The 21,831-nt window shown below is 45.0% G+C and carries 25 protein-coding genes; 10 read left to right on the top strand and 15 right to left on the bottom strand.

Annotation, left to right across the window (positions count from 1 at the left end):
- Nucleotides 1–2: 2 nt before the first annotated feature.
- A complete protein-coding gene (locus B3N33_RS08285) occupies nucleotides 3–992 on the bottom strand; it encodes a DUF1175 domain-containing protein (RefSeq protein ID WP_292592952.1) in 990 nt (329 codons plus the stop codon).
- Between the two features lie 182 nt (nucleotides 993–1,174).
- Between B3N33_RS08285 and B3N33_RS08280 the strand changes: the two genes are divergently transcribed.
- The gene (locus B3N33_RS08280; protein ID WP_214059889.1) at nucleotides 1,175–1,654 is read left to right on the top strand and encodes a nuclear transport factor 2 family protein; all 480 of its coding nucleotides are present in this window, start codon (nucleotides 1,175–1,177) and stop codon (nucleotides 1,652–1,654) included.
- 118 nt (nucleotides 1,655–1,772) lie between these two features.
- Here the strand turns inward: B3N33_RS08280 and B3N33_RS08275 are convergent, their stop codons facing one another.
- The 6 genes from B3N33_RS08275 to B3N33_RS08250 all read right to left on the bottom strand — a co-directional run bounded on the left by B3N33_RS08275 (nucleotide 1,773) and on the right by B3N33_RS08250 (nucleotide 6,102).
- The gene (locus tag B3N33_RS08275; RefSeq protein ID WP_292592949.1) at nucleotides 1,773–2,147 is read right to left on the bottom strand and encodes an FMN-binding protein; all 375 of its coding nucleotides are present in this window, start codon (nucleotides 2,145–2,147) and stop codon (nucleotides 1,773–1,775) included.
- A gap of 145 nt (nucleotides 2,148–2,292) precedes the next feature.
- The gene (locus tag B3N33_RS13055) at nucleotides 2,293–2,748 is read right to left on the bottom strand and encodes a helix-turn-helix domain-containing protein (RefSeq protein WP_414674199.1); all 456 of its coding nucleotides are present in this window, start codon (nucleotides 2,746–2,748) and stop codon (nucleotides 2,293–2,295) included.
- A 52-nt stretch (nucleotides 2,749–2,800) separates the two neighbouring features.
- Complete coding sequence (locus tag B3N33_RS13050; RefSeq protein WP_422655903.1) at nucleotides 2,801–3,676, bottom strand: DnaA ATPase domain-containing protein; 876 nt, start codon at nucleotides 3,674–3,676, stop codon at nucleotides 2,801–2,803.
- A 149-nt stretch (nucleotides 3,677–3,825) separates the two neighbouring features.
- On the bottom strand, nucleotides 3,826–4,005 hold the full coding sequence (locus B3N33_RS08260) for a ferredoxin (protein WP_214060720.1): 180 nt from the start codon (nucleotides 4,003–4,005) through the stop codon (nucleotides 3,826–3,828).
- A gap of 31 nt (nucleotides 4,006–4,036) precedes the next feature.
- On the bottom strand, nucleotides 4,037–4,960 hold the full coding sequence (locus B3N33_RS08255; RefSeq protein ID WP_292589858.1) for a hydroxyacid dehydrogenase: 924 nt from the start codon (nucleotides 4,958–4,960) through the stop codon (nucleotides 4,037–4,039).
- On the bottom strand, nucleotides 4,960–6,102 hold the full coding sequence (locus B3N33_RS08250; RefSeq protein WP_214060718.1) for a pyridoxal-phosphate-dependent aminotransferase family protein: 1,143 nt from the start codon (nucleotides 6,100–6,102) through the stop codon (nucleotides 4,960–4,962). Before B3N33_RS08250 ends, B3N33_RS08255 begins: the two co-directional genes overlap by 1 nt.
- Nucleotides 6,103–6,454: 352 nt before the next feature.
- Between B3N33_RS08250 and B3N33_RS08245 the strand changes: the two genes are divergently transcribed.
- The 3 genes from B3N33_RS08245 to B3N33_RS08235 all read left to right on the top strand — a co-directional run bounded on the left by B3N33_RS08245 (nucleotide 6,455) and on the right by B3N33_RS08235 (nucleotide 9,449).
- Nucleotides 6,455–7,378, top strand: coding sequence for a 6-bladed beta-propeller (locus B3N33_RS08245; protein ID WP_292592947.1), 924 nt, complete (start codon nucleotides 6,455–6,457; stop codon nucleotides 7,376–7,378).
- Nucleotides 7,379–7,407: 29 nt separating this feature from the next.
- Nucleotides 7,408–8,394 carry a hypothetical protein gene (locus B3N33_RS08240; RefSeq protein ID WP_292592945.1) on the top strand — a complete coding sequence of 329 codons (987 nt, stop codon included), beginning with the start codon at nucleotides 7,408–7,410 and terminating at the stop codon, nucleotides 8,392–8,394.
- A 788-nt stretch (nucleotides 8,395–9,182) separates the two neighbouring features.
- The gene (locus B3N33_RS08235; protein ID WP_214079068.1) at nucleotides 9,183–9,449 is read left to right on the top strand and encodes a hypothetical protein; all 267 of its coding nucleotides are present in this window, start codon (nucleotides 9,183–9,185) and stop codon (nucleotides 9,447–9,449) included.
- Between the two features lie 108 nt (nucleotides 9,450–9,557).
- Here B3N33_RS08235 and B3N33_RS08230 read toward each other — a convergent pair whose 3' ends face one another.
- Both B3N33_RS08230 and B3N33_RS08225 read right to left on the bottom strand, forming a co-directional pair.
- Nucleotides 9,558–9,917, bottom strand: a complete 360-nt coding sequence (locus B3N33_RS08230; RefSeq protein WP_292592973.1) for a Pr6Pr family membrane protein — start codon at nucleotides 9,915–9,917, stop codon at nucleotides 9,558–9,560.
- 9 nt (nucleotides 9,918–9,926) lie between these two features.
- Nucleotides 9,927–10,232 carry a hypothetical protein gene (locus B3N33_RS08225; RefSeq protein ID WP_292589860.1) on the bottom strand — a complete coding sequence of 102 codons (306 nt, stop codon included), beginning with the start codon at nucleotides 10,230–10,232 and terminating at the stop codon, nucleotides 9,927–9,929.
- A gap of 893 nt (nucleotides 10,233–11,125) precedes the next feature.
- Between B3N33_RS08225 and B3N33_RS08220 the strand changes: the two genes are divergently transcribed.
- From B3N33_RS08220 to B3N33_RS08210, 4 genes are all read left to right on the top strand, one after another.
- A complete protein-coding gene (locus tag B3N33_RS08220) occupies nucleotides 11,126–11,530 on the top strand; it encodes a DUF4332 domain-containing protein (RefSeq protein ID WP_099828708.1) in 405 nt (134 codons plus the stop codon).
- A 209-nt stretch (nucleotides 11,531–11,739) separates the two neighbouring features.
- Complete coding sequence (locus B3N33_RS08215; RefSeq protein ID WP_292592943.1) at nucleotides 11,740–12,555, top strand: hypothetical protein; 816 nt, start codon at nucleotides 11,740–11,742, stop codon at nucleotides 12,553–12,555.
- The gene (locus tag B3N33_RS13045) at nucleotides 12,476–12,688 is read left to right on the top strand and encodes a GNAT family N-acetyltransferase (protein WP_366934695.1); all 213 of its coding nucleotides are present in this window, start codon (nucleotides 12,476–12,478) and stop codon (nucleotides 12,686–12,688) included. Before B3N33_RS08215 ends, B3N33_RS13045 begins: the two co-directional genes overlap by 80 nt.
- A 66-nt stretch (nucleotides 12,689–12,754) precedes the next feature.
- Nucleotides 12,755–15,430: a cation-translocating P-type ATPase gene (locus B3N33_RS08210; RefSeq protein ID WP_214079063.1), complete on the top strand. Its 2,676-nt coding sequence runs from the start codon at nucleotides 12,755–12,757 to the stop codon at nucleotides 15,428–15,430.
- A 22-nt stretch (nucleotides 15,431–15,452) separates the two neighbouring features.
- On the opposite strand, the gene B3N33_RS08205 is transcribed toward B3N33_RS08210, so the two are convergent.
- From B3N33_RS08205 to B3N33_RS08195, 3 genes are all read right to left on the bottom strand, one after another.
- Nucleotides 15,453–16,277 carry an alpha/beta fold hydrolase gene (locus tag B3N33_RS08205; protein ID WP_214079062.1) on the bottom strand — a complete coding sequence of 275 codons (825 nt, stop codon included), beginning with the start codon at nucleotides 16,275–16,277 and terminating at the stop codon, nucleotides 15,453–15,455.
- A gap of 96 nt (nucleotides 16,278–16,373) precedes the next feature.
- Nucleotides 16,374–16,694, bottom strand: coding sequence for a hypothetical protein (locus tag B3N33_RS08200; RefSeq protein ID WP_214079061.1), 321 nt, complete (start codon nucleotides 16,692–16,694; stop codon nucleotides 16,374–16,376).
- 69 nt (nucleotides 16,695–16,763) lie between these two features.
- Nucleotides 16,764–16,976, bottom strand: coding sequence for a non-canonical purine NTP pyrophosphatase (locus B3N33_RS08195; RefSeq protein ID WP_214079060.1), 213 nt, complete (start codon nucleotides 16,974–16,976; stop codon nucleotides 16,764–16,766).
- A gap of 342 nt (nucleotides 16,977–17,318) precedes the next feature.
- Between B3N33_RS08195 and B3N33_RS08190 the strand changes: the two genes are divergently transcribed.
- Entirely contained in the window at nucleotides 17,319–17,708 is a 390-nt protein-coding gene (locus B3N33_RS08190; RefSeq protein WP_214079059.1) for a hypothetical protein, read from the top strand.
- Between the two features lie 791 nt (nucleotides 17,709–18,499).
- Nucleotides 18,500–19,048: a manganese efflux pump MntP family protein gene (locus B3N33_RS08185; protein ID WP_214079058.1), complete on the top strand. Its 549-nt coding sequence runs from the start codon at nucleotides 18,500–18,502 to the stop codon at nucleotides 19,046–19,048.
- A gap of 12 nt (nucleotides 19,049–19,060) precedes the next feature.
- Here the strand turns inward: B3N33_RS08185 and B3N33_RS08180 are convergent, their stop codons facing one another.
- The 3 genes from B3N33_RS08180 to B3N33_RS08170 form a co-directional block, all read right to left on the bottom strand.
- Nucleotides 19,061–19,552, bottom strand: a complete 492-nt coding sequence (locus B3N33_RS08180; protein ID WP_214079057.1) for a flavodoxin family protein — start codon at nucleotides 19,550–19,552, stop codon at nucleotides 19,061–19,063.
- A gap of 5 nt (nucleotides 19,553–19,557) precedes the next feature.
- Entirely contained in the window at nucleotides 19,558–20,688 is a 1,131-nt protein-coding gene (iadA, locus tag B3N33_RS08175; protein ID WP_292589861.1) for a beta-aspartyl-peptidase, read from the bottom strand.
- Nucleotides 20,689–21,831, bottom strand: a 1,143-nt coding sequence (locus B3N33_RS08170; protein ID WP_292592941.1) for a S41 family peptidase, incomplete at its 5' end; no start/stop codon positions are given. It lies immediately after the preceding gene.

Genomic DNA, 21,831 nt, shown 5'->3' with positions numbered 1-21,831 from the left:
CATCACTTGCGGGGTAGAAACTTGAAGGAATATACCCCGAGATAGTTTTCGTTGTTGTATATTGGCAACCATTGATAAGGCATCGTTCGTAAATAATCATCTATTCTCCAGAGCTTCAGAACACCTGAATCACTTTCGGAAAGAGGTCCGGTATGATAGATCAACCCATCGCCAGTGTATATCATCGAGTGAAAAGTTGATGGAGAGGGGTGGTGAAAAAAGATTATATCTCCAGGTCTTGCAACGCTGAGATCTCTTCCCTCAAATACCATACTACTACGAATCAGGTTGTAAGCATCGGCAAAATAAGTGAATTCTCCGGTGTTACTGATGAAGATTCTATTCTTCAGAATTGGTATATCCGGGTAGTTGTACTTCTTAACGTCAGGTACCGCTTGCAAGTCTATTCCTGTCTTTTCGTACCAAAGCTCTTTGTCAATACCCGAATCAAGAAACCACTGTTCATCATGCCTTTTGAGAGCCTCTCTAGCTGCGAATCTTATTAGCCCGCTGCAATCCCGCTCTTGAGAGCTCCACCTGCTGGAAAACTCAATAACCTGATAAGCTGAAATATTCACAAACCAAGTTCTGAAGTTCTCTGTATCTTCCAAATCAAGCACTAGATTGTCGGGGAAGCCATCTGAATTGATATCGATGAAATCCTCGAACTCTAGAGAGACAGTCTTACGTGCTTTGAATAGTCCTTGAAACGAAATAACAACTACCGCGTCGCTATCGTCAGCAACGAAAGAGTATTGAGTATACCCTCGATCGGCTGACAAGCTTTCCAGGGTTGCTCCTCTCACGTATGTTAAGGAAGGCCTTCCGAAAAGCGAATCAGGAACCTTAACTGTGAAAGCGTCGCCACGTCTAATACCGTTTCTATCAACTACTATCCGTTCAAAACTACCTCTAAAACTCAAATATGTCGCAGATAGGAAAGTAGTTATCAAGAGAGCCAGAACGAAATACACAAGACTGATTCTTTTCAATGCAATCCCCCTCTGTAAACCATCATACTCCTTCAATGATAGGACTTTGGATAGAGGTTTTTGTTCGGGAAAAGCAGATAGTTAAGATCCTCCTCTTTGTAGGTTCACTTATTCTTTTGAAAGATTCTTGGATAAGCAAATCTGTTATTATTAAGAGAAGAAGATGAGCGGGGGGTGACGATATGATAAGGAGAAGAGCCTTTTTTGCTACAGTGGTGATGATTATCTCTATGATTCTCACTTCTGGTTGCGTTGGATATATACTGGCAAGACCCGACAGCTTGATTGCGAGGCTGGAGCGCGAGATCAACAGGGGCAGGGAAGACAGAATTCTTGAGCTCTACGCAGAAGAGATTTGGATCGCCACTTCGGGAAGTCCATTAGGAAGAACGCTTCCAAAAGACACCGTTGCCTCCTTCTATGCGGACTTCTTCGAACTCTACGATGGCATTAGTTACACTGTTGAAGTAGATAGAGTTGAAAGAGACTCCCGAGAAGCAACAATGACTGTGTCCTTCACTCTCGACTATTCATCTGGGGAAGAGAAGTATTCAAAGAGCGGCGAGAGTATGATCTTCTTGACGGGAATTGATAGTCAATGGAAGATTTCCGGAGAATTCAACAATCCGATTATCAGTTTATTTGAGCCTGCTAGCATGTAATTGCAATAATATAATAATATGAAGTGGTATTCATATTCTTTACAAAACACGTAAGACGATGCAGCGCACTATATCGGCTTTTTGCTTTGGAATCTATCTGTTCTTCATGAACGGTGATCTAATCTTCGATTCCGCCTATTGCCGCCTTTACCGCTGCAACAATTGACTCACTTGTCGCTGTGGCTCCGGTAATCACATCTACATCGAGACTCTGAGCTTCAACAATTCTTTCGGTTAAGGCTTCTGCACTTCTAGCATACCTGTCTGAACGATTCTGAACAATTCTTATCTCAATTATCCTCCCATCCAGTATTTCAACCTCAAGTCCAACGTAACCTTCTCGTCCAACATACACTCCATCTTCCAGATTGCCAAATGGTTGTGAATTGATCTGTGGAATCTTCTCAGGCCTATTGACTTGCCAGTTGAATACTACTCCGATTATCACCATAGCGAGAGCCAAGAAAATCGAAACGCTAATCGTGTATTTCATCGATACCTCCCATCCATAAAAAGCTTGTTAAGAAATTATCCCTCGCATCACAACCCGAGAGATTTCCTGAATGAAATATTCGGATTACTTTTATCGGCTATTTTCCGAAAATCACGTAACTCATTTCTGATTCAGGTCCAAGAGGTCAAACGGCAGCGGAATTCGAAGAGAGCATCCCGATAATGTCATCAAACAAGAGCTTTGTGGCACCCTTACCCATCATGACGCTTTTATCAATCTTCTTCAGAGAGTGAATCACTGTTGAGTGCTGCTTACCGGTTTCCCTTGCTATCTCCGTTACTTGTTTGCCGAAGTGGTTTTTCAGAATGTACATTGTCAGCTGTCTGGCAAGAACTATATCTTTACTTCGACTTCCCGATTCAATCTCCTTTCTGGTAACTTTCATAATCTTCTCAATAGCAGCATAGATCTGGTCTATCGGTCTCTGAGATACAGGAACATTCACTGATCCCGTAAAAGACTGAAGTATTTGAGTTGCCAGAGAAAGGTCTATCTGTGATCTGAAAACACTGCTGTGAACTATCAACTTTATGATTGCGCCTCTAAGTCTTCTTAAGTTTCCGTCGATATTGTCGGCCAAAACTTTCGCCACATCGTCCGGAAGTGAAACGGACTCTCTCTGAGCAAGCTGTTTAGCAATATGAAATCTCGTAGAAGGCTGGGGCTCCTGGATCGACATNNCCCATCTGGAATCTTGATTTGAGTCTGCTATGGAAAGTATCAAGCTCCTCAGGATTTCTATCAGAGCATATTATCAACTGCTTTCCCGAATCGTGAAGCTCATTAAATGAATGAAAGAACTCGTTTTGAACTCCTTTCTTCCCAATTAGAAACTGGATATCGTCGATCAACAGAATGTCGGATTTCTTTCTGTAGTGGTCTCTGAATTTCTGAATGTTGTTTTCTTTAATAGACTGGATCATGTCGTTCATAAACTGCTCGCTTGTTATGTATAGCACCTTCTTGTCGGGAAAACTGTTCATCGTCTCTTGAGCGATTGCCTGCAGGAGATGTGTCTTACCCAGCCCAACATCTCCGTATACGAAGAAGGGATTATATTTGCCCGGATTCTGGGCAACATCAAGCGCAACTTGGTAGAGCGCCTTATTCTCGCTCCCGACAACGAAATTGCTGAATGTGTATTCCGGGTTTAGGTTGGAAATCATCAGCGGCTTTCTTTTCAACAGAGAACCGGAAACTCTTGAATCGCTTTGCTCCTCCGAGGGGGTCTCTTTGCTTTTGTAGATTATTTCGAAAGGCATTTTCTTTCCAAGGATACTTGATATTGAATCGGAAATGACTCCTCCGTATTTTGTCTGGAGCCAATCCTTTATGAATAGATTGGCAACAGAGAAAACCACTTTCTCATCTTCGACTTCTTTCAATTCAAATGTGGAGAACCAGTTGTCCCACGTTTTCTTTGAGACCTTCTTCTTAAGAGTGCTTATTATAGAATTAGACACAACGACCTCCACGGATGATAGCTGTAACCCTGAAGCGAACCGCATAATAGGAAATAACGAATAATATGTAGCTCCGAAGCAATTACTACTATACCAGACTTAACACGCAGAAAAAATAGACAAATTTTGTGTTCCACTATAGAAAGGGGCAGACCATTTGTCTGCCCCTACATGTGATTGTTAAGAATTGGAAACTATTCTACTTTTATTGACTGAACTGGACAAGAATCAGCGGCATCCTGAGCACAAGCCGCTTCTGTCTCCGGAACAATCACCTCTGCCTTTCCATCATCATTCATTCTGAAGACTTCGGGACATATTCCTTCGCACACGCCACATCCAATACAAGTATCTTTGTCTACGTATACTTTCACACTCACACCTCCACCAGAAAAATCATGTGCATTATATCATGATCTTGCATTCTTCTACGATTATCTTGGCCATCTCCAGGCCAACTCTCTTCTGACCCTCCGATGTACTTGCTCCTACATGAGGAACGCAGATTACGTTCCCCAGTCCGATAAGTTTCCTTCTCAACTCGTCGGACGGCGGCTCTACCTCAAAAACATCAAGGGCTGCTCCAGAAACCTTACCTGAAACCAATCCGTTGTAGAGTGCCTGTTCATCTATGGTCCCGCCTCGGCTTGCATTGATAATAATAACGCCGTCCTTCATCAGGGAGATCTCTTTTTCGCCAATTATGTGTTTCGTTTCGGGAGTGAGGGGTATGTGGAGCGATATTATATCCGATCTCTCAATAAGTGAGTCAACGGTGTCCATCAGATCGACTTCCAAATCGGTTTCCTTAACAAAAGGATCGTACGCACAGACGTTCATTCCAAATGCCAATGCTCTCTTTGCTACTTCCCTGCCTATTGCTCCAAACCCGATCAATCCTATAGTCTTGCCAAAGATCTCGGTACCCTTGAGCTCCTTCTTCTCCCACTTTCCTTCCTTAATTCCGTAAGTACCTCTTGGAATATGTCTGACCAGTCCAAGAAGCAATCCGAAAGTCAGCTCAGCCACCGATATCGCGTTCGCGCCAGGCGTATTTCTAACAAGGATATTGTGTTTCTTTGCCGCCTCGACATCTACATTGTCCAACCCAACTCCGGCTCTTGCGATTAGCTTGAGTTTCTTCCCTGCCTCGATTATCTCTGATGTGACTTTCGTCGCACTCCTGACAACGAGCACTTCAACCTCAGGCATTATCTCAAGCAAATGATCTCTATCGAGATGCTCTGCAGATATCTGGAAGAGATTGCTTTCTTCGAGTATCTTCATAGCGGTTTTGTCCAGAGGATCGTTAGCATGCAGTCTGAGCATCACGCACCCTCCTTTTCGAATACTTCCATAGCGACTTTCGCTCCGGTCCCGTACTCGACATTGAAGCCGAGTCTTCGCAAGACTTTCTCAAGAGCCGTTAGGGCAATTACTACGTCATAGTCGGACATGTAGCCGAGGTGTGCAATTCTGAAGATGTTACCTTTCATCGTGCCCTGTCCTCCTGCGATTGTTACGCCATATTCGTCTCTCATAATAGAGACGATTTTGCCGCCGTCGACTCCTTCAGGTACTTTGACAGAAGTGAGGACGTTTCCCGGTCTCTTGGAAAAAAGCTCCAGCCCCATTGCTTTTATGGCTTCTCTTGTTGCCTTTCCCATCAGTTCGTGTCGTGCCCACACATTCTCCATGCCTTCGTCAAGGAGCATTTTTACTGCAAGGCTCTGCTGATAGATCAAATTAACTGCGGGCGTCCATGGAAGAGGGTCTTTGAGATATTTCTTCAGATTAAAATAGTAGCTTGTGGATTTCGTGTTCTTAGCCTTTTCAACGGCTTCTTTGCTGAATGATATGAAGGCCAGTCCAGGAGGCAGCATGAAACCCTTCTGGGAACCGGAGACAACGATATCCAGTCCCCACTCATCCGTTAGCAAGGGCTCTGCAACAAGACCGCTTATACCATCAACCGCAATCAGCTTGCCGGCCTTCTTCACAACTTTGCTGATACCTTCGATATCCATTACAGTGCCTGTGGATGTCTCACTAAGAGTTGTCAGAACTGCAACCGCATCCGGGTTGGCATTGAGGGATTCTTCAACCATTTCCGGAGTGTAGAAATCTCCATACTCCCTCTCCAACAAGACAACATCTGCACCAAAAGTCTTTGCTAGCTCAAGCCATCTTTCGCCAAACTTTCCAACACTGCAAACTATAACTTTCTCGCCGGGATTTACAATATTCGTGACGGCCATTTCCATGGCACCTGTTCCTGAAGAAGCTAGAATGAATAGATCATTCTCCGTCTTGAAGACATTCTTAGTGCCGCTTACCGCATCTTCAAAGATTTTTTTGAACTGTGGAGTTCTGTGATGAATAGTATCCCTAGCACCTTCAAGTAGTACATCGATAGGAACCGGTGTCGGTCCGGGAGCAAGTAGGTAATTCTTCTTAATCATCTTTGCCAATTGAGGCACCTCCAATTTAATTTGGTTTTTGGTGTTCATTCTATGTTAGGGTATGTACTTGCTAAATTGAATCACCATCGATTATGAGAAATAATCAGCGACATCTCATCTATAGTTTAGAACACGTAGCTTTATGTGGCAACGCCCGGTAACCTCAAACAAGGACAATGATTGTTGGTAGAAGCATCACATCACGTTTATACTTGGTTTTGCGCCTTCCTCGTTCCTTCATTTTCATTTGCGGCCGAAGACCCGGAATCACCCGATACGAGTGTATGAAATCGTTCTGTTTTGAGCATCAGGGATGATAAGATCAGACAGGCAAAATGAGATGCCAAAAGGGGTGGATTTTTTGAAGTGGTTTGCCATTCTTACAATTCTAATTATTTCTTCTATTTCGTTGCTAGGTTTGTCCGTGACTTTCGAAAAGTCATGGGGGTCTCAAGGGAACAAGGACGGACAGTTCAGTGACCCTCAGGGGCTTGCCTCAGACGGGAAAGATTTCATTTACGTAGCCGACACACTTAATCATAGAATTCAGGTTTTCGACAGCACCGGAAAGCACCAAATGTCCTTCGGAAGGTTTGGCAGCGAGCGAGGTGAATTCCTTTTCCCGCATGATGTTGTCGTAGATTCAAAAGGCAGTATATACGTCGCTGATTCCCAGAATGGCAGAGTTCAGAAGTTCGATAACGAGAACAAGTTTGTGAAGTCTTGGGGAAGTAAAGGTGCAGAACCCGGTCAGTTTGACGGACCTATGTATATTGCAATCGATGGCGCAGACACAATATATGTAGGCGATGCTTTCAATCAAAGAGTTCAGGTTTTCGACGGGGAAGGAACTCTTCTGCTGACAGTAGGCGCAAAGGTAAACATGTTCGAGGCAATGAACCCCGGCAATCTCGCCTCAATATCGGGGTTGAGCGTTGACAGCAATGGAAACATCTACGTATCGGACGACATAATGAGAAGAATCCAGAAGTTTGATTCCCAAGGGAACTACATTTCGAACTGGGCCTCAACCTATGAAGGCAACTGGGGCCAGCCTGGAGAGTCTGTGGTAGATCGTTTTGGAAATCTGTTCTTTATAAACAAAATGACAAGTATGATACTAGTTCTTGATCCGGACGGGAACTTCCTCTTTGAGTGGGGAGGTGTAGGAACTACAAGTGGTTTATTTACGAAGCCTTTCAATATATGTGTCGACGGTAAAGACAATGTGTTTGTACTGGAGCAATTAGGAAATAGGATTCAAAGATTCAAGATCAATTACTAATCAAGGTATAGGACAAAGGAGGTTGGTTTATGAAGAAATTTTCTGTTTTGCTGATTTTGATAGTCCTTATCGCCAGCTCCGCTTTCTCCCAGCGGTTATTGCCACAAGACAGTGCGAAGTTCATCAGTATTGTAACTGACGGAACTTTCAATAATTTCCCCGATGTGCCCATAGGCGAAGCCTTTGACTCATTCTTCGAGATGTCAAGATGGAAGCATTTGAAGGAAGGAACGCAAAACATTGTTGAGTTCAACGGCAGCTTCGCGGATGAATATAGGGGAAGTTCAACGGTTCTGATGCGATTCTCGGTTGTAGAAGAGGACTCTACCTTCACATTGAGCTATTGGGAGATCAATGGAGTTCCTCAGGATAATAGCGGCCAGTACGCTTTTTTGGAGAGGATCTTTCTTCCCGATAGGGCTGCTGTAGCAATCTCCATAGTAAGAGACGGTTTCTTCTACGAATTCCCCGACAGGGTAATAGGAGAGTCTTTCAGCAGCTTTTTCGCCGATAGTTACTGGGATTACTTCCTTACTTCCGACAATCTAGACGTTGTAGAGTTCTCGGGCTTCTTCTACAGCAACGACGAGCTTGTTGAAGCTCTCTTCCAGTTCATAGTAAACGTCGATGAACGGACCTTCGAGATCGCTTACCTCGGAGTTGACGATGTTACTCAGGACGATACGTTGATTAATACGTTGTTGAACTCAATCTTTGCATCGAAAATCACGGACGTCAAGAACTCATATTTCGACGTGTACTACAACTGGATGACGCTAGGGGAAGCCTTTGACAGTTTCTTCTACGATCCATACTGGGACTACTTTCTATCAACAGATGATCTCGATATTGTAGAGTTCTATGGAACCTTCGACCTTGGAGGGATTCCAGCAGAAGTGTACTGCCAATTCGAAGTATATGACGATGGCAGCTACGATCTGTATTACTGGGAGATAGATGGATACCATGAAAGCATAAATACCTTCTACCTGCTTCTTGAATTGATTTACTACTGAATCTTGTAGAGAGGGCTCATCAGGGCCCTCTTCTTTTCCGCTTTCAAACTGAACAGATCTACGAAATAATCGGCATGAAATCGACAAAACTCTATTTCAAGGTTTTTGTTGAGCGGTGGAACCGAAAGATAAATGCGTCACGATTTTCAAGGGGCTTTGCTAGCGGGTAGTTTTAGGTCACCCTTCAATAAAGGAGGGATGTTATAGAAGGTTACTTGGAGGTTCTCATTCTTCACGAGATGAACAATACCGTTAGGGAAGTCATAGAATGATAGTGCAGGAAAGACCAAGCGGTTACTAGGAGCTCCAAGAAGTCCCCAAGAACACAGAATGTCAGAACATTGATTCACGGGTTTCAAGCAGAACATAATGTTAACGAGCGAAAATCCTTTCAAATTCTCCCTAGTGTTTATTACGAAAACTCTTCTAGCAAAGCGACAATTGGAAAATGCAATCACCTACAAAGCTTTGGAATGCAGATGCTAATGCATTGAGGGAGTTCTAGCATACGTTTTGGAACTAGAGATGCTCAACTACTCTAGGGAAGAAAGGAGAGATCACTTGGTTCAATTCGTATTTCCTCTTTGTTCTTGAAGGGATTCGGTCAAAGCAGTGATATCGAATCTCGATTATTCAATGAACAGCATAATTAAATCTACGTGGAACTCCACGATCTGTTTGCTGATTAGGTGATGCTATTCGCTCCGTCCAAGTTGAGAATCTAAGGAAACTCTAAGGAATGGATAGTAATATCTTGTGTACTGCTTGAATGAAGGAGGTGCATAGGGATGAAGAAAGTAGTCATAATCGTACTTGTACTTTTCCTGGCGGCAACTCTAACCTATGCTGTTGGTCAGCAACTCAGAGGAAACAAGGGCGCTAGACTTGCTTCCGAAGAGTGCCCGCGTTTTGCTGAAAGAACTGAAGCCAACGTAGGAGAGTCATGTCCTAATGACGGAGAGATGCTTCAGAAACGCTTGAGAAATGGTAGTTGCGAAGCGGGGAAGTCTTTCGGCGAAGGAAGAGGATACCGCAAAGGTTTGGGAACACGCTAACAGCGAGTTGTTAATTCTCTTAAGGAGGGCCTAGCCCTCCTTTTCTTAACTTACATAAGGACAAGAGATATGAATCAATACAAACTGACTTCTAGGTCAGTTTTCTAATCAAATCCGGTTATTATTCTTGAATAGATTTGCAAAGCGACCGCCAGAAAGATGTAGATAGTTCAAGAAGACCATTAGATACTTGGTCGCAATGAAAATCAGACCGACAACAAGAGTGAAGATGAAGAGATTTAGATATGAACCAATTCCGTTTGGATAGGTCGCAGCGGGGTCTAGAAACCAGTAAGGGAAAAAACCTGTTATGGCTCCTCGAATCACCGAAACAACCGCGTAGGAAAGAGGATATACTGCCCAGAGCAAGGGATAGAAAAACCTATATGATTTCCCTTCTTCAAAGATTAGCCAGAAGATTATCGCGAGAAGCGGTGTAACGTAGTGCAAAAGGTTGTTAGCGAACAGAGCCTGTCCTCAGGGCCTATAGCGGTCCGAAAGAAGGAGATGGTAAATAGTCATAGTCACTGTTATCCACAACACCGAACCACCCGTGATAATGCGCAGTAATCCGGCTGTTATTTGTGATTTTGCTGTCCTTATGGAGAATACTGCATTCAAGAGGGCGACTATTGCGACTATCAGATTCGTCTGCAAAGTGTAGTAGCTCAATTGCATCAGTGCTCCCGAAAGATTCCTGGACAATAACAGTTGAAAGGCTATTCCAGAAAGAGAGATACAGAACAACGATAATTGAGAAATCAGATTCACTTTCCTTTTCACTTTGAGCTCCTAGTATCGAAGAATTCGGTGCGCTCGTAATTCAGCTCTCGGAAGAGTTTTGAACTCCAATGATTCACAGCCAACATACTGAATAATAGAATCTGCTAGTCTTAAAGTCCGTATTAGTAGGTTTCGGAAGGACTGAATCCAGGAGTATTGATTTCCTCGAGTGTCGACTCTCTCCAAGTACCTTTCTTTTTATAACAAGGAAGTATAATAACATTGGTGTTACCTAATTTCAAAGGAGGCCATTTGTGAGGCTATTTGATCTCGAGCTGAAGCAGCTTTGTGAAGAAGATGACGCTTCGGAACTAGCCCGATCCGTTAATACAACTCCGGAGAAGGTCAGAGAACTCACTTAACCTGTGTCCCTACGCTTTTAAAGGGGCTTTTGCTCTACTGCTCGACTGAGCAAGGTTTTGAATCTCTCAGCAAAGGGTTGAAGAAGCATCGGGAAGATACTCCAGAGAATGTCCGTATATCCATCTCAGCCGTTCACAAGACCAAAGAGTCTGAGATGCCTAAACAGGACTATGTGGAAAATGAAATGAAGAAGAATCTTGGGAGCCGACAAAACTATAGCCCAATCGTGTTTCAGACATTCTTCGGCAACTGGCATAGTTGCTTCTGGTGGTCCTTGACAAGGAGTAAAAAGATGAAAATGCTGATTCCGAGCCAACAAGTGATTGCTTTGTAAATAGGGCAGCGGCGGAGATGTTTAGAGGATGTCATCCTATTTGCTTGACAAGAGCAAAGAGGGGCAAGTTGTTGATTGCGAGAGTTCCTCCGTTGGGGACTTGCTCAAGAAATGGCCAAGTGAATCATGTAGTTGTAACAGAGCAGTTGCGGGATAGTTTGAAATCAAAACCACTATATAGAAGGGAGGAAGATCAATGGCGAAACTCACAATTGTAGAAGGGATTGGACCCGTGTTTGAAAAGAAGCTCAAGGATGCGGGTGTAAACTCAATCGAAGCGCTTCTGAAGACCTGCGAAACAAAGAAGGCACGAGCCGAACTTGCTAAGAAAACCGATATTCTTGAAGAGACCATCCTTACCTGGGTGAATCACGCAGACTTGATGAGAATCAAGGGAATCGGGGGAGAATACTCTGAACTACTTGAAGCAGCTGGAGTCGACACAGTGCCAGAACTCTCTAAGAGAAACGGTGATAACCTTTATGAAAAGGTAGTGGAAGTAAATGCAGCAAAGAGACTCGTGCGCAAATTACCATCCAAGAAACAGATTCTGAATTGGATTGAGCAGGCCAAGAAGCTTCCTAGAGCGATTCAGTACTGAGCTCCTCAGATAAGCTAAACAGCTCGAGACTGATGAAAAGTGGCCGGGTAAATTCCGGCCCTTTCTTTTGGTTGTACTGTAGCGAGAGACTTGGGGACGTTGTTGGATTTGCTGCTATGGTATAATTAACGATTATTCGGTGCAGAAAGTCTCATGCTATGTTCAGGGAGGGATCTCTTTGAAGAAAGATGTCACCATGAGGAGGCTATGTGCCAGAAATTGACTACATGAGGATAAGAGACCTGATAATAGAGACTTTCCCACTCTATGGAGGACCTTTCAACTGGACCATCGACAGGTGGAATATCTGTAGATTTCACATCATACCTCTCCATAAGTACTATTCACCGAGTTATTTCGGCGTTCCGATGAGACCACATGTGGACCACAGAGACGAACCTCCTCTCTGGCAAAACGGAATTGGAATCTGGGAAACCGGCGATGGAGAAGTAGTTGCAGTAGCACATTCCGAAAACGAAGAGCCCGGAGAAGCCTGGATACAAGTCCATCCGAATTACGGGTTTCTTTGTCCTGAGATTATCGATTACATTGAAGAGAACCTTGCAGACTGGGCAAATGGATATGGGTTCGTGAAACTCTATGTCAAAGATCTTGAATCGGTGGTAGAGGAGAGAGTCTACATCAGACTGGAGACACCTAATCCCTATCTTGTCTATGAGATTCACGATGATGTAGAGACTCCTTCCTTCCCGGTAGGATACAAAGTACTCAGTGTTGCTGAAGAAGACGATTCGATCAAGAGATCAAGAGCAAAGGCGATGGCCTTTCATGGTTTTTGTCCACCTTCACATTGGCCTCCAGCAGACGCTTTCAGAGAGATTCGGAAAGCTCCTGATTACGGGAGAGAGCTAGACCTTTTTGTTGTAGGTCCCGATGGCGAGCATGCCTCCTTTTGTACGATTTGGCTCGATCTGGAAAACCGATATGGAAACTTTGAACCGGTCGGCACACATTGCCTACAGAAATCTCGGTTTTGCAACTCAACTACTTTTGGAAGGCATTAGAAGAATGAAATCATTTGGCATTGAAAGATCATTCATGAATTCGACTGTCGAGTTCTACAGGAAATTTGGATTCAAGGATACTTCTAGATATTGCAGACCTTGGGTGAAGCATTTCATTACCCAGAGCAATTGAGGTCAGTTCATTGAGGGCCTTCTCAAAACCAGGAAATTCGAATTCCTGTTGATGCAGGGGGGAACAATGCAGAAGAGTATTGAAAACACAAAGTGGTATAAGCTTTCGGTAGAGGAAACCCTCCAGAATCTGGATAGCTCGAAGGAGGGAATCTCATCAGAAGAAGTCAAAGAGAGGTTAAACAGATTCGGTCCAAATGAACTCCCAAAGAAAAAACCCGTCACTATCCTCCAGATAATTCTCTCGCAGTTCAAGGACCCTTTGATCTACATACTCCTGATTGCTGGATTCATTTCCGTGATAATTGGTGAACCCGATGATGCAATCTTTATCCTTGCCGTAGTTGTCCTGAACGCAATTATCGGAACAACTCAAGAATTCAAGGCCGAGAAGAGCGCCGAGGCTCTATTGAAAATCATGAAAGTGGAATCAAGAGTAATACGCAATGGGGAGACCAGAACGGTAAACTCAAATGAACTGGTGCCTGGAGACATTGTTCTAGCCGAGTCGGGTGATAGGTTATCCGCTGATATCAGGTTAATAGAAACCAACAATCTTTCTGTCGACGAGTCGTTTCTAACAGGCGAATCTACTACCGTTGAGAAGAACACGGATCAACTCGACGAAGATCTTGAGATAGGCGATCGAAAGAACCTGGCATTTGCCGGTTCAACAGTGATAACGGGTAGAGCAAAGGGAGTCGTAGTCGCAACAGGCAACAGCACCGAAATTGGAAAGATTGCAGAAGTCGTAACTGGATCCGAGCAAGGGAAGGCTCCTCTCGTGATTAGGATGGAGGAATTCACGCGCAAGATTGCATATATTGTGCTGATAGCAGCGGCCGGTTTCGCTCTGCTCAGACTCTTGCAAGGATACCCTCTTTCCGACGTATTCTTTCTCGCCGTGGCGCTCTCTGTTTCCGCCATCCCCGAGGGGCTTCCCGTTGCTCTAACTGTTGCGCTTTCAGTCGCAACGAGCAGGATGGCAAAAAGGAACGTTATTGTCAGAAAGCTCGAAGCAGTTGAGAGTCTCGGCAGTTGCACCGTCATCGCCAGTGACAAAACCGGAACACTTACAGTTAACCAGCAGACTGCAAGAATTGTAAGACTAGCTTCTGGAAAGGACTATGAAATAAGTGGTGAAGGATATAACGACAAAGGAGAGTTTCAAGGAATCGAACATGAGATTCCCGAAGCTCTGAAAGAACTAATAAAGATTTCCGTTATAGCCAATGAAGGTGTTCTCGAAAAGGAGAACGACCAGTGGCATCAAAGTGGTGACGCAATGGACGTTGCTCTTCTCTCAATGGCCTACAAATCGGGTCTTTCACCGAAGTCGCTTCGTGAAGAGACTCGGGTATTGAGAGAAGTTCCATACGAATCGGAGAAGAGATACTCTGCAGCCATTTATGAATTCCAGGGAAAAAAGATATGTGCTATGAAGGGAGCGGTCGAGACGATCCTTTCGAGATGCAAAACTGTGTTGAATGATGACGGTAGCACCAATGAGCTCGACAGCAAAGAAATTGAGGCTAAAGCGCTTTCGTTGGCTGAAGGCGGCTACAGAGTGCTCGCCTTCGCTTCAGGTGAAGTAGACCGTGATGATATTGAGATTGATGAGATTAACGACCTTGTGTTCATCGGACTAGTCGGATTCATAGATCCGCTGAGGCCGGAAGTCAAAGGTGCGGTCAGAGAAAGCCAGGATGCTGGAGTCAAAGTCATTATGATAACTGGAGATCACCCGTCTACGGCCAAAGCAATTGCAGAAGAACTCGAAATCATAGGAAAGAACGACAAAGTAGTTACGGGCAAAGACCTCGAGAGCGCTGGCGACCACGAAAGCAAAGAATTTGCCAACCTATGCCTTTCTTCTAATGTCTTTGCAAGAGTTTCTCCAGTCCAGAAGCTTCATATCGTTGAAGCACTGAAGAGAGAAGGCCACTTCGTAGCAGTTACGGGTGATGGTGTGAATGACGCTCCTGCACTGCAAAGGGCAAACATAGGTGTAGCAATGGGCTCGGGTACAGATGTTGCCAAAGATACCGGTTCGATAATCATCACAGATGATAATTTTGCTTCGATAGTATCGGGAATAGAGGAGGGTAGGTTCGCGTTTGCAAACGTTCGCAAAGTGATCTACTTATTGATATCGACTGGCGCCGCTGAACTTCTGCTATTTGTTCTCGCGGTGATCTTCAATGTTCCTCTCCCTTTAGTTGCGGTTCAGATTCTCTGGCTAAACCTTGTCACGAATGGAATACAAGACGTTGCCCTTGCCTTCGAGAAAGGCGAACCCGGGGTGATGAAGAATCCCCCAAGAAGAACAGACCAGGGGATCTTCGACAGATTGATGATTGGAGAGACACTCTTGTCAGGGTTCTCAATGGGGCTTGTTGCCTTTGTTGCCTGGATGGTGTTTCTGGGTTCCGGAATGGAAGAGGACTCCGCAAGAAATCTACTTCTTCTTCTGTTTGTCCTTATGCAAAATGTTCATGTTTTCAATTGCAGATCAGAAACAGAGTCGGCCTTCAGAGTACCCCTTAGGAGAAACTACATTCTGGTTTTTGGAGTTATTGCAGCACACGGCCTCCACCTGATTGCAATGAACACTTCCTTATTCCAGAACTTGCTCGGTGTTTCTCCTGTTTCGATCTCCCAGTGGCTGATTTTGCTGGCATGTGCAGCGCCTCTGTTGGTAGTGATGGAGCTTTTCAAGCTATTCCAAAGAAGAAGCTCTTGACTGATAACGGTCATAAAACTAATTAAGCTTCAAGATCTGAGTTCTTCATAATGAAGCCTAGAAGCAGGCTGTTCAGTACGTCTGGCTTTTCAAATATTGTCACGTGACCACAATCAGGAATAACAGCGAATTCCGATCTCTGGATCCTGTCCGCCATGATTTTCGAAAACCTCCTGGGCTTCAGAATATCTTCTTCGCCACAGACTAGAAGCGTTGGGCAGCTGATTCTTCCAAGCGAATCGCTCATGTACACGTCGCTCAAGAACGTATCATATAGAGTTATCTGGCCCTCGAAGTAGTCCTCTGATACCCTTTTCAATGCATCCGCTCGCTCTTCAAGCATCTTGATATTGCTCTTGATGAAGGAATTGCTGTAGATTGTCGGCACCATATTCCAGAAGAATTTCACAGGGTCACCTTTGCCAGCTGCTTCTTTCCAATTGCGGATAAAAAGCTTTAGAACCTCGTCGAGCTCACTCACCGAATCAATGATTGAAATTGACTTAACCATCTCAGGAAAATCAATGGCAAATCTTAGAGCTACTTCGCCTCCGTAAGAAGTACCGATTATGTGCACTTTGTCAATATCCAGTTCCTTCATTAGAAGCAAAGCCTCTTCAGCATGCTCTCTGAACGTGTAAGGCCCAGCCGGTTTTTCCGAAAGAAGCTGGCCCTTGAAATCGTGAAGGAGAATCTTGTACCCGAATCTCTCAAAGACACCTGTTTGCAGCGACCAGCTGTTCGTCGAAGCCATGACTCCATTGAAAAAGGCGACCGTCTCGCTTCCTCCTTCATTGCCTCTAATCTCGTAGTAAAGTCGAGTTCCATTAATTGTCTTGTAAGCCATTTTGTCCTCCCTTTATTGCCTTGCTGCTTAATAGCATTTCATGAGCTGCGGGATACGATATTGCTCTTATAGAATGCACATCAACATATTAACATATTAACGGATTGCTTCGCTGAAGAAATTCCTGAAGCCATTACGACAGCTATAAGCACTGGCCCTTTCTTCGTCGGTAAGGTCAACAAAGTACTTACCCGACTGAACATCAACAGAGAGCGAATTCATAGGGACCCCTTCAACTCTTATCGAATGCGGCTTGCTCACAAGATAAAACGTCTCTTCTATCGTGTCATCCATCAGCCAGCGTTTTCGATCGTCGCTCAAGACAAGAAAGATGGCGTTTCTATAATGAGCCACTGTCCGCCCTCCGAGTCCGGCTACAAGCCTACTGTAGTAGTCGATCATTTCGTCGTCATTCATAACCTTGTCACCCAGCCTTCTGATCTTCACTCCCGGCTGAAGTTCAAAATCTAGGCCTTCGATGTAAAGTCAGGAGTCGCAAGCAAAGATGGGTTTGCCAATTAAGCGATAGTAAGCCTCCGCCTTTGTTTTGGCATTTTCGAGAGGACTAATTCCGGACTCCTCAACAGTCGGAAGATGATCGAGTGAACACAGGTCTTTTATCTGGAGATCCAGTCCATCAAGCATCGTCTTAGTGCTCCTCACTTTTGCCGGGTTTCTTTTACCATAGACAAGCTCCATCCTTGCACCCCTACGAACCACATTGTACTCCCTTCTTCAATGATAACACCCCGGTCATTTGGCGATCCATAATACGGATGAGGCTTCTCGCTCCTTGGCAATATGAGCTATCGGCCTATAAGATTGAAGTAATAGTCCTGCGATAACTCCAATGCAGCGAACAGATTACATAGGGTCCGTTCCAGTCGGATTGTCATATCGGTCGTATTGTGTTGGGACTCCAAAAGCATATAATGAAAGCGTAGGGGAGTCGACTTCTCACTGCCAGTTTCCTATCGAACCAATTACCCTTGCCGCCTCAATCAAAGCCACTCCCTCGACAATGGACTGGGAGGGTTCGATATGAAGCAATTTCTTATTGTTCTGTTTTTACTCCTTGTGGCTTGCAGCGCAATTTCCATGGAGTATGAAAGAGAAGACACTATAGTAATTGACGGCAGTGGAAACGCTAGAATATCGAGAGTAGAATTTGCTCCCCCTTCTGCCCTTGCTTCACTGTACAGAATTCACTGGGAATACGTCGAAAAATCCGGGGAAGAACAAGACTTCTTTTCACAGGCATCAACGGAACTGAAATTCCTGCTTCCGGGTGAGTTAGCCTGGGATTCTGCTCAGCGGGATCGTGAAACAGATTCACTTTTCAGAACTATGGAAGGACAGATAAATGGATTTTCAGTTCACAGTTCTGAAAATGATTTCTGGAAAACTGAGAAGGACCTGCTTAGCAGATGATGGAGGAGTATTTCTACTGGTTTTCTCACAGATGATGTTTCAAACAGTATTTCTCGAATCTCACGGGAAGCCCTCTAAAGAATTCCAGGATCTTTCAGTGACGGAGCAATTACTCACACGAAGATCACAAAAATCGTTCTACCCGAAGGCCAAAAGCCATCAACCTCTGAACAACTAGGATGATTGAACTGGCTGGTTGACTTCGGAGGCCGCTCAAAGGTGGCGGCCACACTCTCGGTGGCGAATAACACCCTGTACTTGATTGAGAGTCTCGATTCTTCCTTGTCATGACCAACCACGCTTTTCGAGCAAAGGGGCGTCTTTATCAAGATGCTCTATAACAACAGCAGGTTCAAGGCAGAGTATCGTCCTCCGGAGAAGGATTGTACGAACTTTACGTAGCATAAGCGATCAAAACGATGCAGGCTTCGGACGTGACGCGGGTGACTCTCGTCCAGAATTTCCCCGCTGCCGGCTCCACCCGGTCTGCCGCTACCCATACCGGTACGCTTATTGAGTCAGTTATAGCGGTTCACAGAATATAAGCTATCAAATTTCGCAGAAGGAGCAGAGTGGTTCTTGAGAATCGTCAGACAATCTGGTGGTGGAGAGCACACGTTCTCTGTCTCCAGAGGACCTCTGCTGAAAGACCGGTGAAGTGAATGAAACGCCGAGAGGAAAACCGGTTTCCGCATGATTGAAAGCAGTAGTGAGTATGCTTTTGCTTCTTTCTGAAGACTTCTCGTCTCTCGGTGTGTTACCATCTAGGTATCTCACACCAGGAGCTTCAGATGGAGAACCTGCTCGTCGCAACCGGTCTAGCACTGGACGCATTTGCCGTTTCAATATGTGCTGGAATCTCTCTGGAGGATGTAACCCGCAGACATGTTTTCAGGGTAGCATTTCATTTTGGACTGTTCCAGTTTGGAATGCCGATCATCGGATACTTCCTCGCAGCAAGCTTTCGAGACTATATAATGGATTTCGATCACTGGATTGCCTTCATTCTTCTTGGAAGTATCGGCGGAAAGATGCTGCTCGAATCTCTTGACAGGAAAGAAGAAGTCTCATGCAAGGATCGAACCAGAGGCCTTACGCTCATCTTACTTTCGATAGCTACCTCTATAGATGCACTGGCTGTAGGGAGTGCATACGCATTCCTTGGAAAACCAATCATCCTCACTGCTATGATGACGGGATTGATAACTGCAACGCTCTCCGCTCTAGGTGTAACGGGCGGACAGAGACTGGGTCAGAAATTCGGCAAGTTGATGGAAGCAACCGGAGGAATTGTGCTAATCTCGATTGGACTAAAGATCCTCTTCGAACATCTCTACTAGGTCTATTTAGGTCTATTGGACAAGTCTTTCGATGATTCCGGCTAATTGTTTCCCGCTTTCTATAAGATTCGATTTGACCTCCTTCAAATCCTGTTTAATCTGCAATCCTTTGAAGTTTTTCGTCCCGACTACTTTCGCGCCGGCCTTTTCGGCTTTTGCGGAGAATCTCTTTAGAGCTTTCTCATTTGTCTCACCTGCTCCTACACCTACTAGAAACACGCTCTTGCCTTTCAGATCGGCATTGTTCACGAAAGTATTCATCTGAGGCGAAGGATGCCAGGCGTAAATTGGAGTCAACAGCACCAGGAATTCGAAACTGCCGATATCTGGAAGCGGTTCCTTCAACGGACTTCCGAGGCCAAGCAGCGCATAGAGACCGGATATCGATTTCAAGGGCTTTTTGTCTTCAAGTTTGAAGAGTTCTGCACCAATAGAATCGGAAAAGCTTTCCGCAATTTCCTTTGTCGAACCAGATCTACTGTAATAAACTGCACATAGTTTCACACCGATCATCGCCTTTTTTCCAAAATTGATCTTCCACTGGAAATCACTTCGACTATCTGGAAATCCCGATCAATGAATAAGATGTTTGCAGAGCCTCCCCTCTTGAGCAGCCCAATTCCGTTTCTCTGCAGATGATAGAACGCAGCCGGGTTTGCCGTAAAAGGCTTCAGAGCTTCATGTATCGGAAGACCTCTGCCTTTGACCAATCTTGTGAAGGTTTTAAGAAGAGTATCGACCGGTGCCGGCCTTATCCCGACCAGGTTCTTTTCATCATCGAATCTGGGAAGAGAACCGAGGCCGTCAGAAGAGACACAGATCCTGTCGAATCTGATCTTCTTGCTGTAGATGTCTTTCAGAACCAGGTGTGTGCTTTGTTCATCCGCAGTGATGTCAATATATCCGCCCTTGTTGCTCACCCAGTCGATGCCCTGACTTAGGAGTTCCTCCGATCGACAGATGTGTGTAGGGATAATCTGTCGTGGATTGAGAGTACCGTCGGCAACTGCTTCATAAAGAGGTTTAAGCTTCTCCTGTCCATCTCCAAGATGCAGCACGGTCACTCCAGCCTTGCCGGAAAGCATTCCGGCCACACGCGCGTCCATAGCAAATCTCTGAAGCTCTGTGGAACTAAGGTTACTGCTTCTATGATCCGAGACGGCAACCTCGCCCACGCCGATTATCTCGGGAATGAATACAATATCCCTCATGACATCCCCCGTAAGCGTCTTCAAAGGGTATCTGTAAGAGCCTGTCAGCATGTAAGAATCTATCCCCGAGTTTCGGAAGTCCCTAACCTTTGCAAGCAAAGAAGCGTGATCTCTGGTAACACCATCGGTGCCCAACATTCCAACAACTGTCGTGGTACCGACTTCGGCGAATTGATGCGAAGAACCTTCAGGAGTTCTTGTTGAAAAGCCTCCTTCTCCGCCTCCCCCGATTAGATGCACGTGCCCGTCAACAAATCCGGGAATCGCATACGCCTCACCTAGGTCGAATACATCTCCCCTGAGCGACCGAACGGCCGATTCGTCGATCCCTTCATCGATTTCGACAATCCTCTCTCCAGAAATCAGAATGTCTTTCCTTCCGAGAGGTTCTGGAGCAAATACTTCAACGTTCTTAAACAGAGTTAACATCTATTCCTCCCCTTCCCATCCATAGGTCATAACGGCTTCAAAGGCTAGATCGCGCATTTCGTAATAGTCCTGGAAGGATCTCACCGCCAATATGTCCGGCATAAAAGCTTCCGATGTATCGGATGTAGTCTTCCAATAAGTGGTTGAACAACTTACGGAAATTCCCGAGTTAGGCAGCTGAAATTTCTCTACTTCACCATAGTGCCTCGGACTGCCACCGGTCGGTTCACCCACAAAGATCGCGTTTGTGCGTTTTCTCATGGAAATGGCATTGAGAACTGCCGAAGAGAAGGTTCCGCGATCGATTAGAACAAAGAGCTTTCCAGTTCTGTTCAATCTCCAATCTATCATCATTCTTAGAATAAAGGGTGCCAGAACGACAGAGCTGCCTCCTCTATTTCCCCTGAGATCAAGAACGAATTTGCTTACTGGGTTGGTCCAGGTGAATAGAAACATTCTACAATTAAACAGTATGAACGGGTTTCCTTTTTCCGAACCACATGAAGCATAATGAAAATGCAAGATCCTGGAATCAGGGTAGTACTGATACCAGTACTTCCTTCCTTGATAGGTTCTGTCTATCTCATCCGCTCTCTTCTGTAACCAATGAAATACTTCTCTTTGAGGCTTTACGGAGGCTTCAATTATCTCTCCTTCCTTTTCGACCTTAAGAAGAAGATTTCCATCCATGTCAACCATTCCCAGGCCCTTCATAATCTCTTCTTTATTCAAATAGTCAGAGTGAGATTGGAGAAATCCCCATTCATTGTCGAATGATACAACCTTTCTCAACCGTTCAAAGACATCTTCGACTTCCAGGCCTGCAATCTCAACTACTCTGCAGTTCAGCAGGTGCTTTTCACTATCCGATGTGGCGACTATATAAAGCCCGTCAGTAAACCAGTAAGTGTAAATTGGATACACGGCAAGCCTGCTATCGGGATAGATCGCAGTGTGGCCGTCTCCAATCGATGCGACGATTTCTGTAAGCCTTGTGTAGATCTCGCTGGACGACAGATTCTCCAGATCGCGTTCCAGACTTCGCAGAAGCTGTCTGAACGTACCCTCATCTGTATTGAAGAATGCATTAGGGTGAGTACTCAGCAGTTTCTCTTCGAGAAACCCGATGTCCTGCCTCCACTC

It is taken from the genome of Mesotoga sp. UBA5825, assembly GCF_002432955.1.
Taxonomy (GTDB): Bacteria; Thermotogota; Thermotogae; order Petrotogales; family Kosmotogaceae; genus Mesotoga.
The sequence above is the reverse complement of the archived record's forward strand: the minus strand, read 5'-3'. Positions and strand labels throughout refer to the sequence as shown.

Coding starts and splice junctions, on each gene's coding strand:
- B3N33_RS08235 (WP_214079068.1), top strand. CDS start 9,183: ATGAAGAAAGTAGTCATAATCGTACTTGTACTTTTCCTGGCGGCAACT.
- B3N33_RS13045 (WP_366934695.1), top strand. CDS start 12,476: ATGGAAACTTTGAACCGGTCGGCACACATTGCCTACAGAAATCTCGGT.
- B3N33_RS08280 (WP_214059889.1), top strand. CDS start 1,175: ATGATAAGGAGAAGAGCCTTTTTTGCTACAGTGGTGATGATTATCTCT.
- B3N33_RS08195 (WP_214079060.1), bottom strand. CDS start 16,976: ATGGAGCTTGTCTATGGTAAAAGAAACCCGGCAAAAGTGAGGAGCACT.
- B3N33_RS08210 (WP_214079063.1), top strand. CDS start 12,755: ATGCAGAAGAGTATTGAAAACACAAAGTGGTATAAGCTTTCGGTAGAG.
- B3N33_RS08185 (WP_214079058.1), top strand. CDS start 18,500: ATGGAGAACCTGCTCGTCGCAACCGGTCTAGCACTGGACGCATTTGCC.
- B3N33_RS08200 (WP_214079061.1), bottom strand. CDS start 16,694: ATGAATGACGACGAAATGATCGACTACTACAGTAGGCTTGTAGCCGGA.
- B3N33_RS08220 (WP_099828708.1), top strand. CDS start 11,126: ATGGCGAAACTCACAATTGTAGAAGGGATTGGACCCGTGTTTGAAAAG.
- B3N33_RS08240 (WP_292592945.1), top strand. CDS start 7,408: ATGAAGAAATTTTCTGTTTTGCTGATTTTGATAGTCCTTATCGCCAGC.
- B3N33_RS08190 (WP_214079059.1), top strand. CDS start 17,319: ATGAAGCAATTTCTTATTGTTCTGTTTTTACTCCTTGTGGCTTGCAGC.
- iadA (WP_292589861.1), bottom strand. CDS start 20,688: ATGTTAACTCTGTTTAAGAACGTTGAAGTATTTGCTCCAGAACCTCTC.
- B3N33_RS08255 (WP_292589858.1), bottom strand. CDS start 4,960: ATGCTCAGACTGCATGCTAACGATCCTCTGGACAAAACCGCTATGAAG.
- B3N33_RS08275 (WP_292592949.1), bottom strand. CDS start 2,147: ATGAAATACACGATTAGCGTTTCGATTTTCTTGGCTCTCGCTATGGTG.
- B3N33_RS08205 (WP_214079062.1), bottom strand. CDS start 16,277: ATGGCTTACAAGACAATTAATGGAACTCGACTTTACTACGAGATTAGA.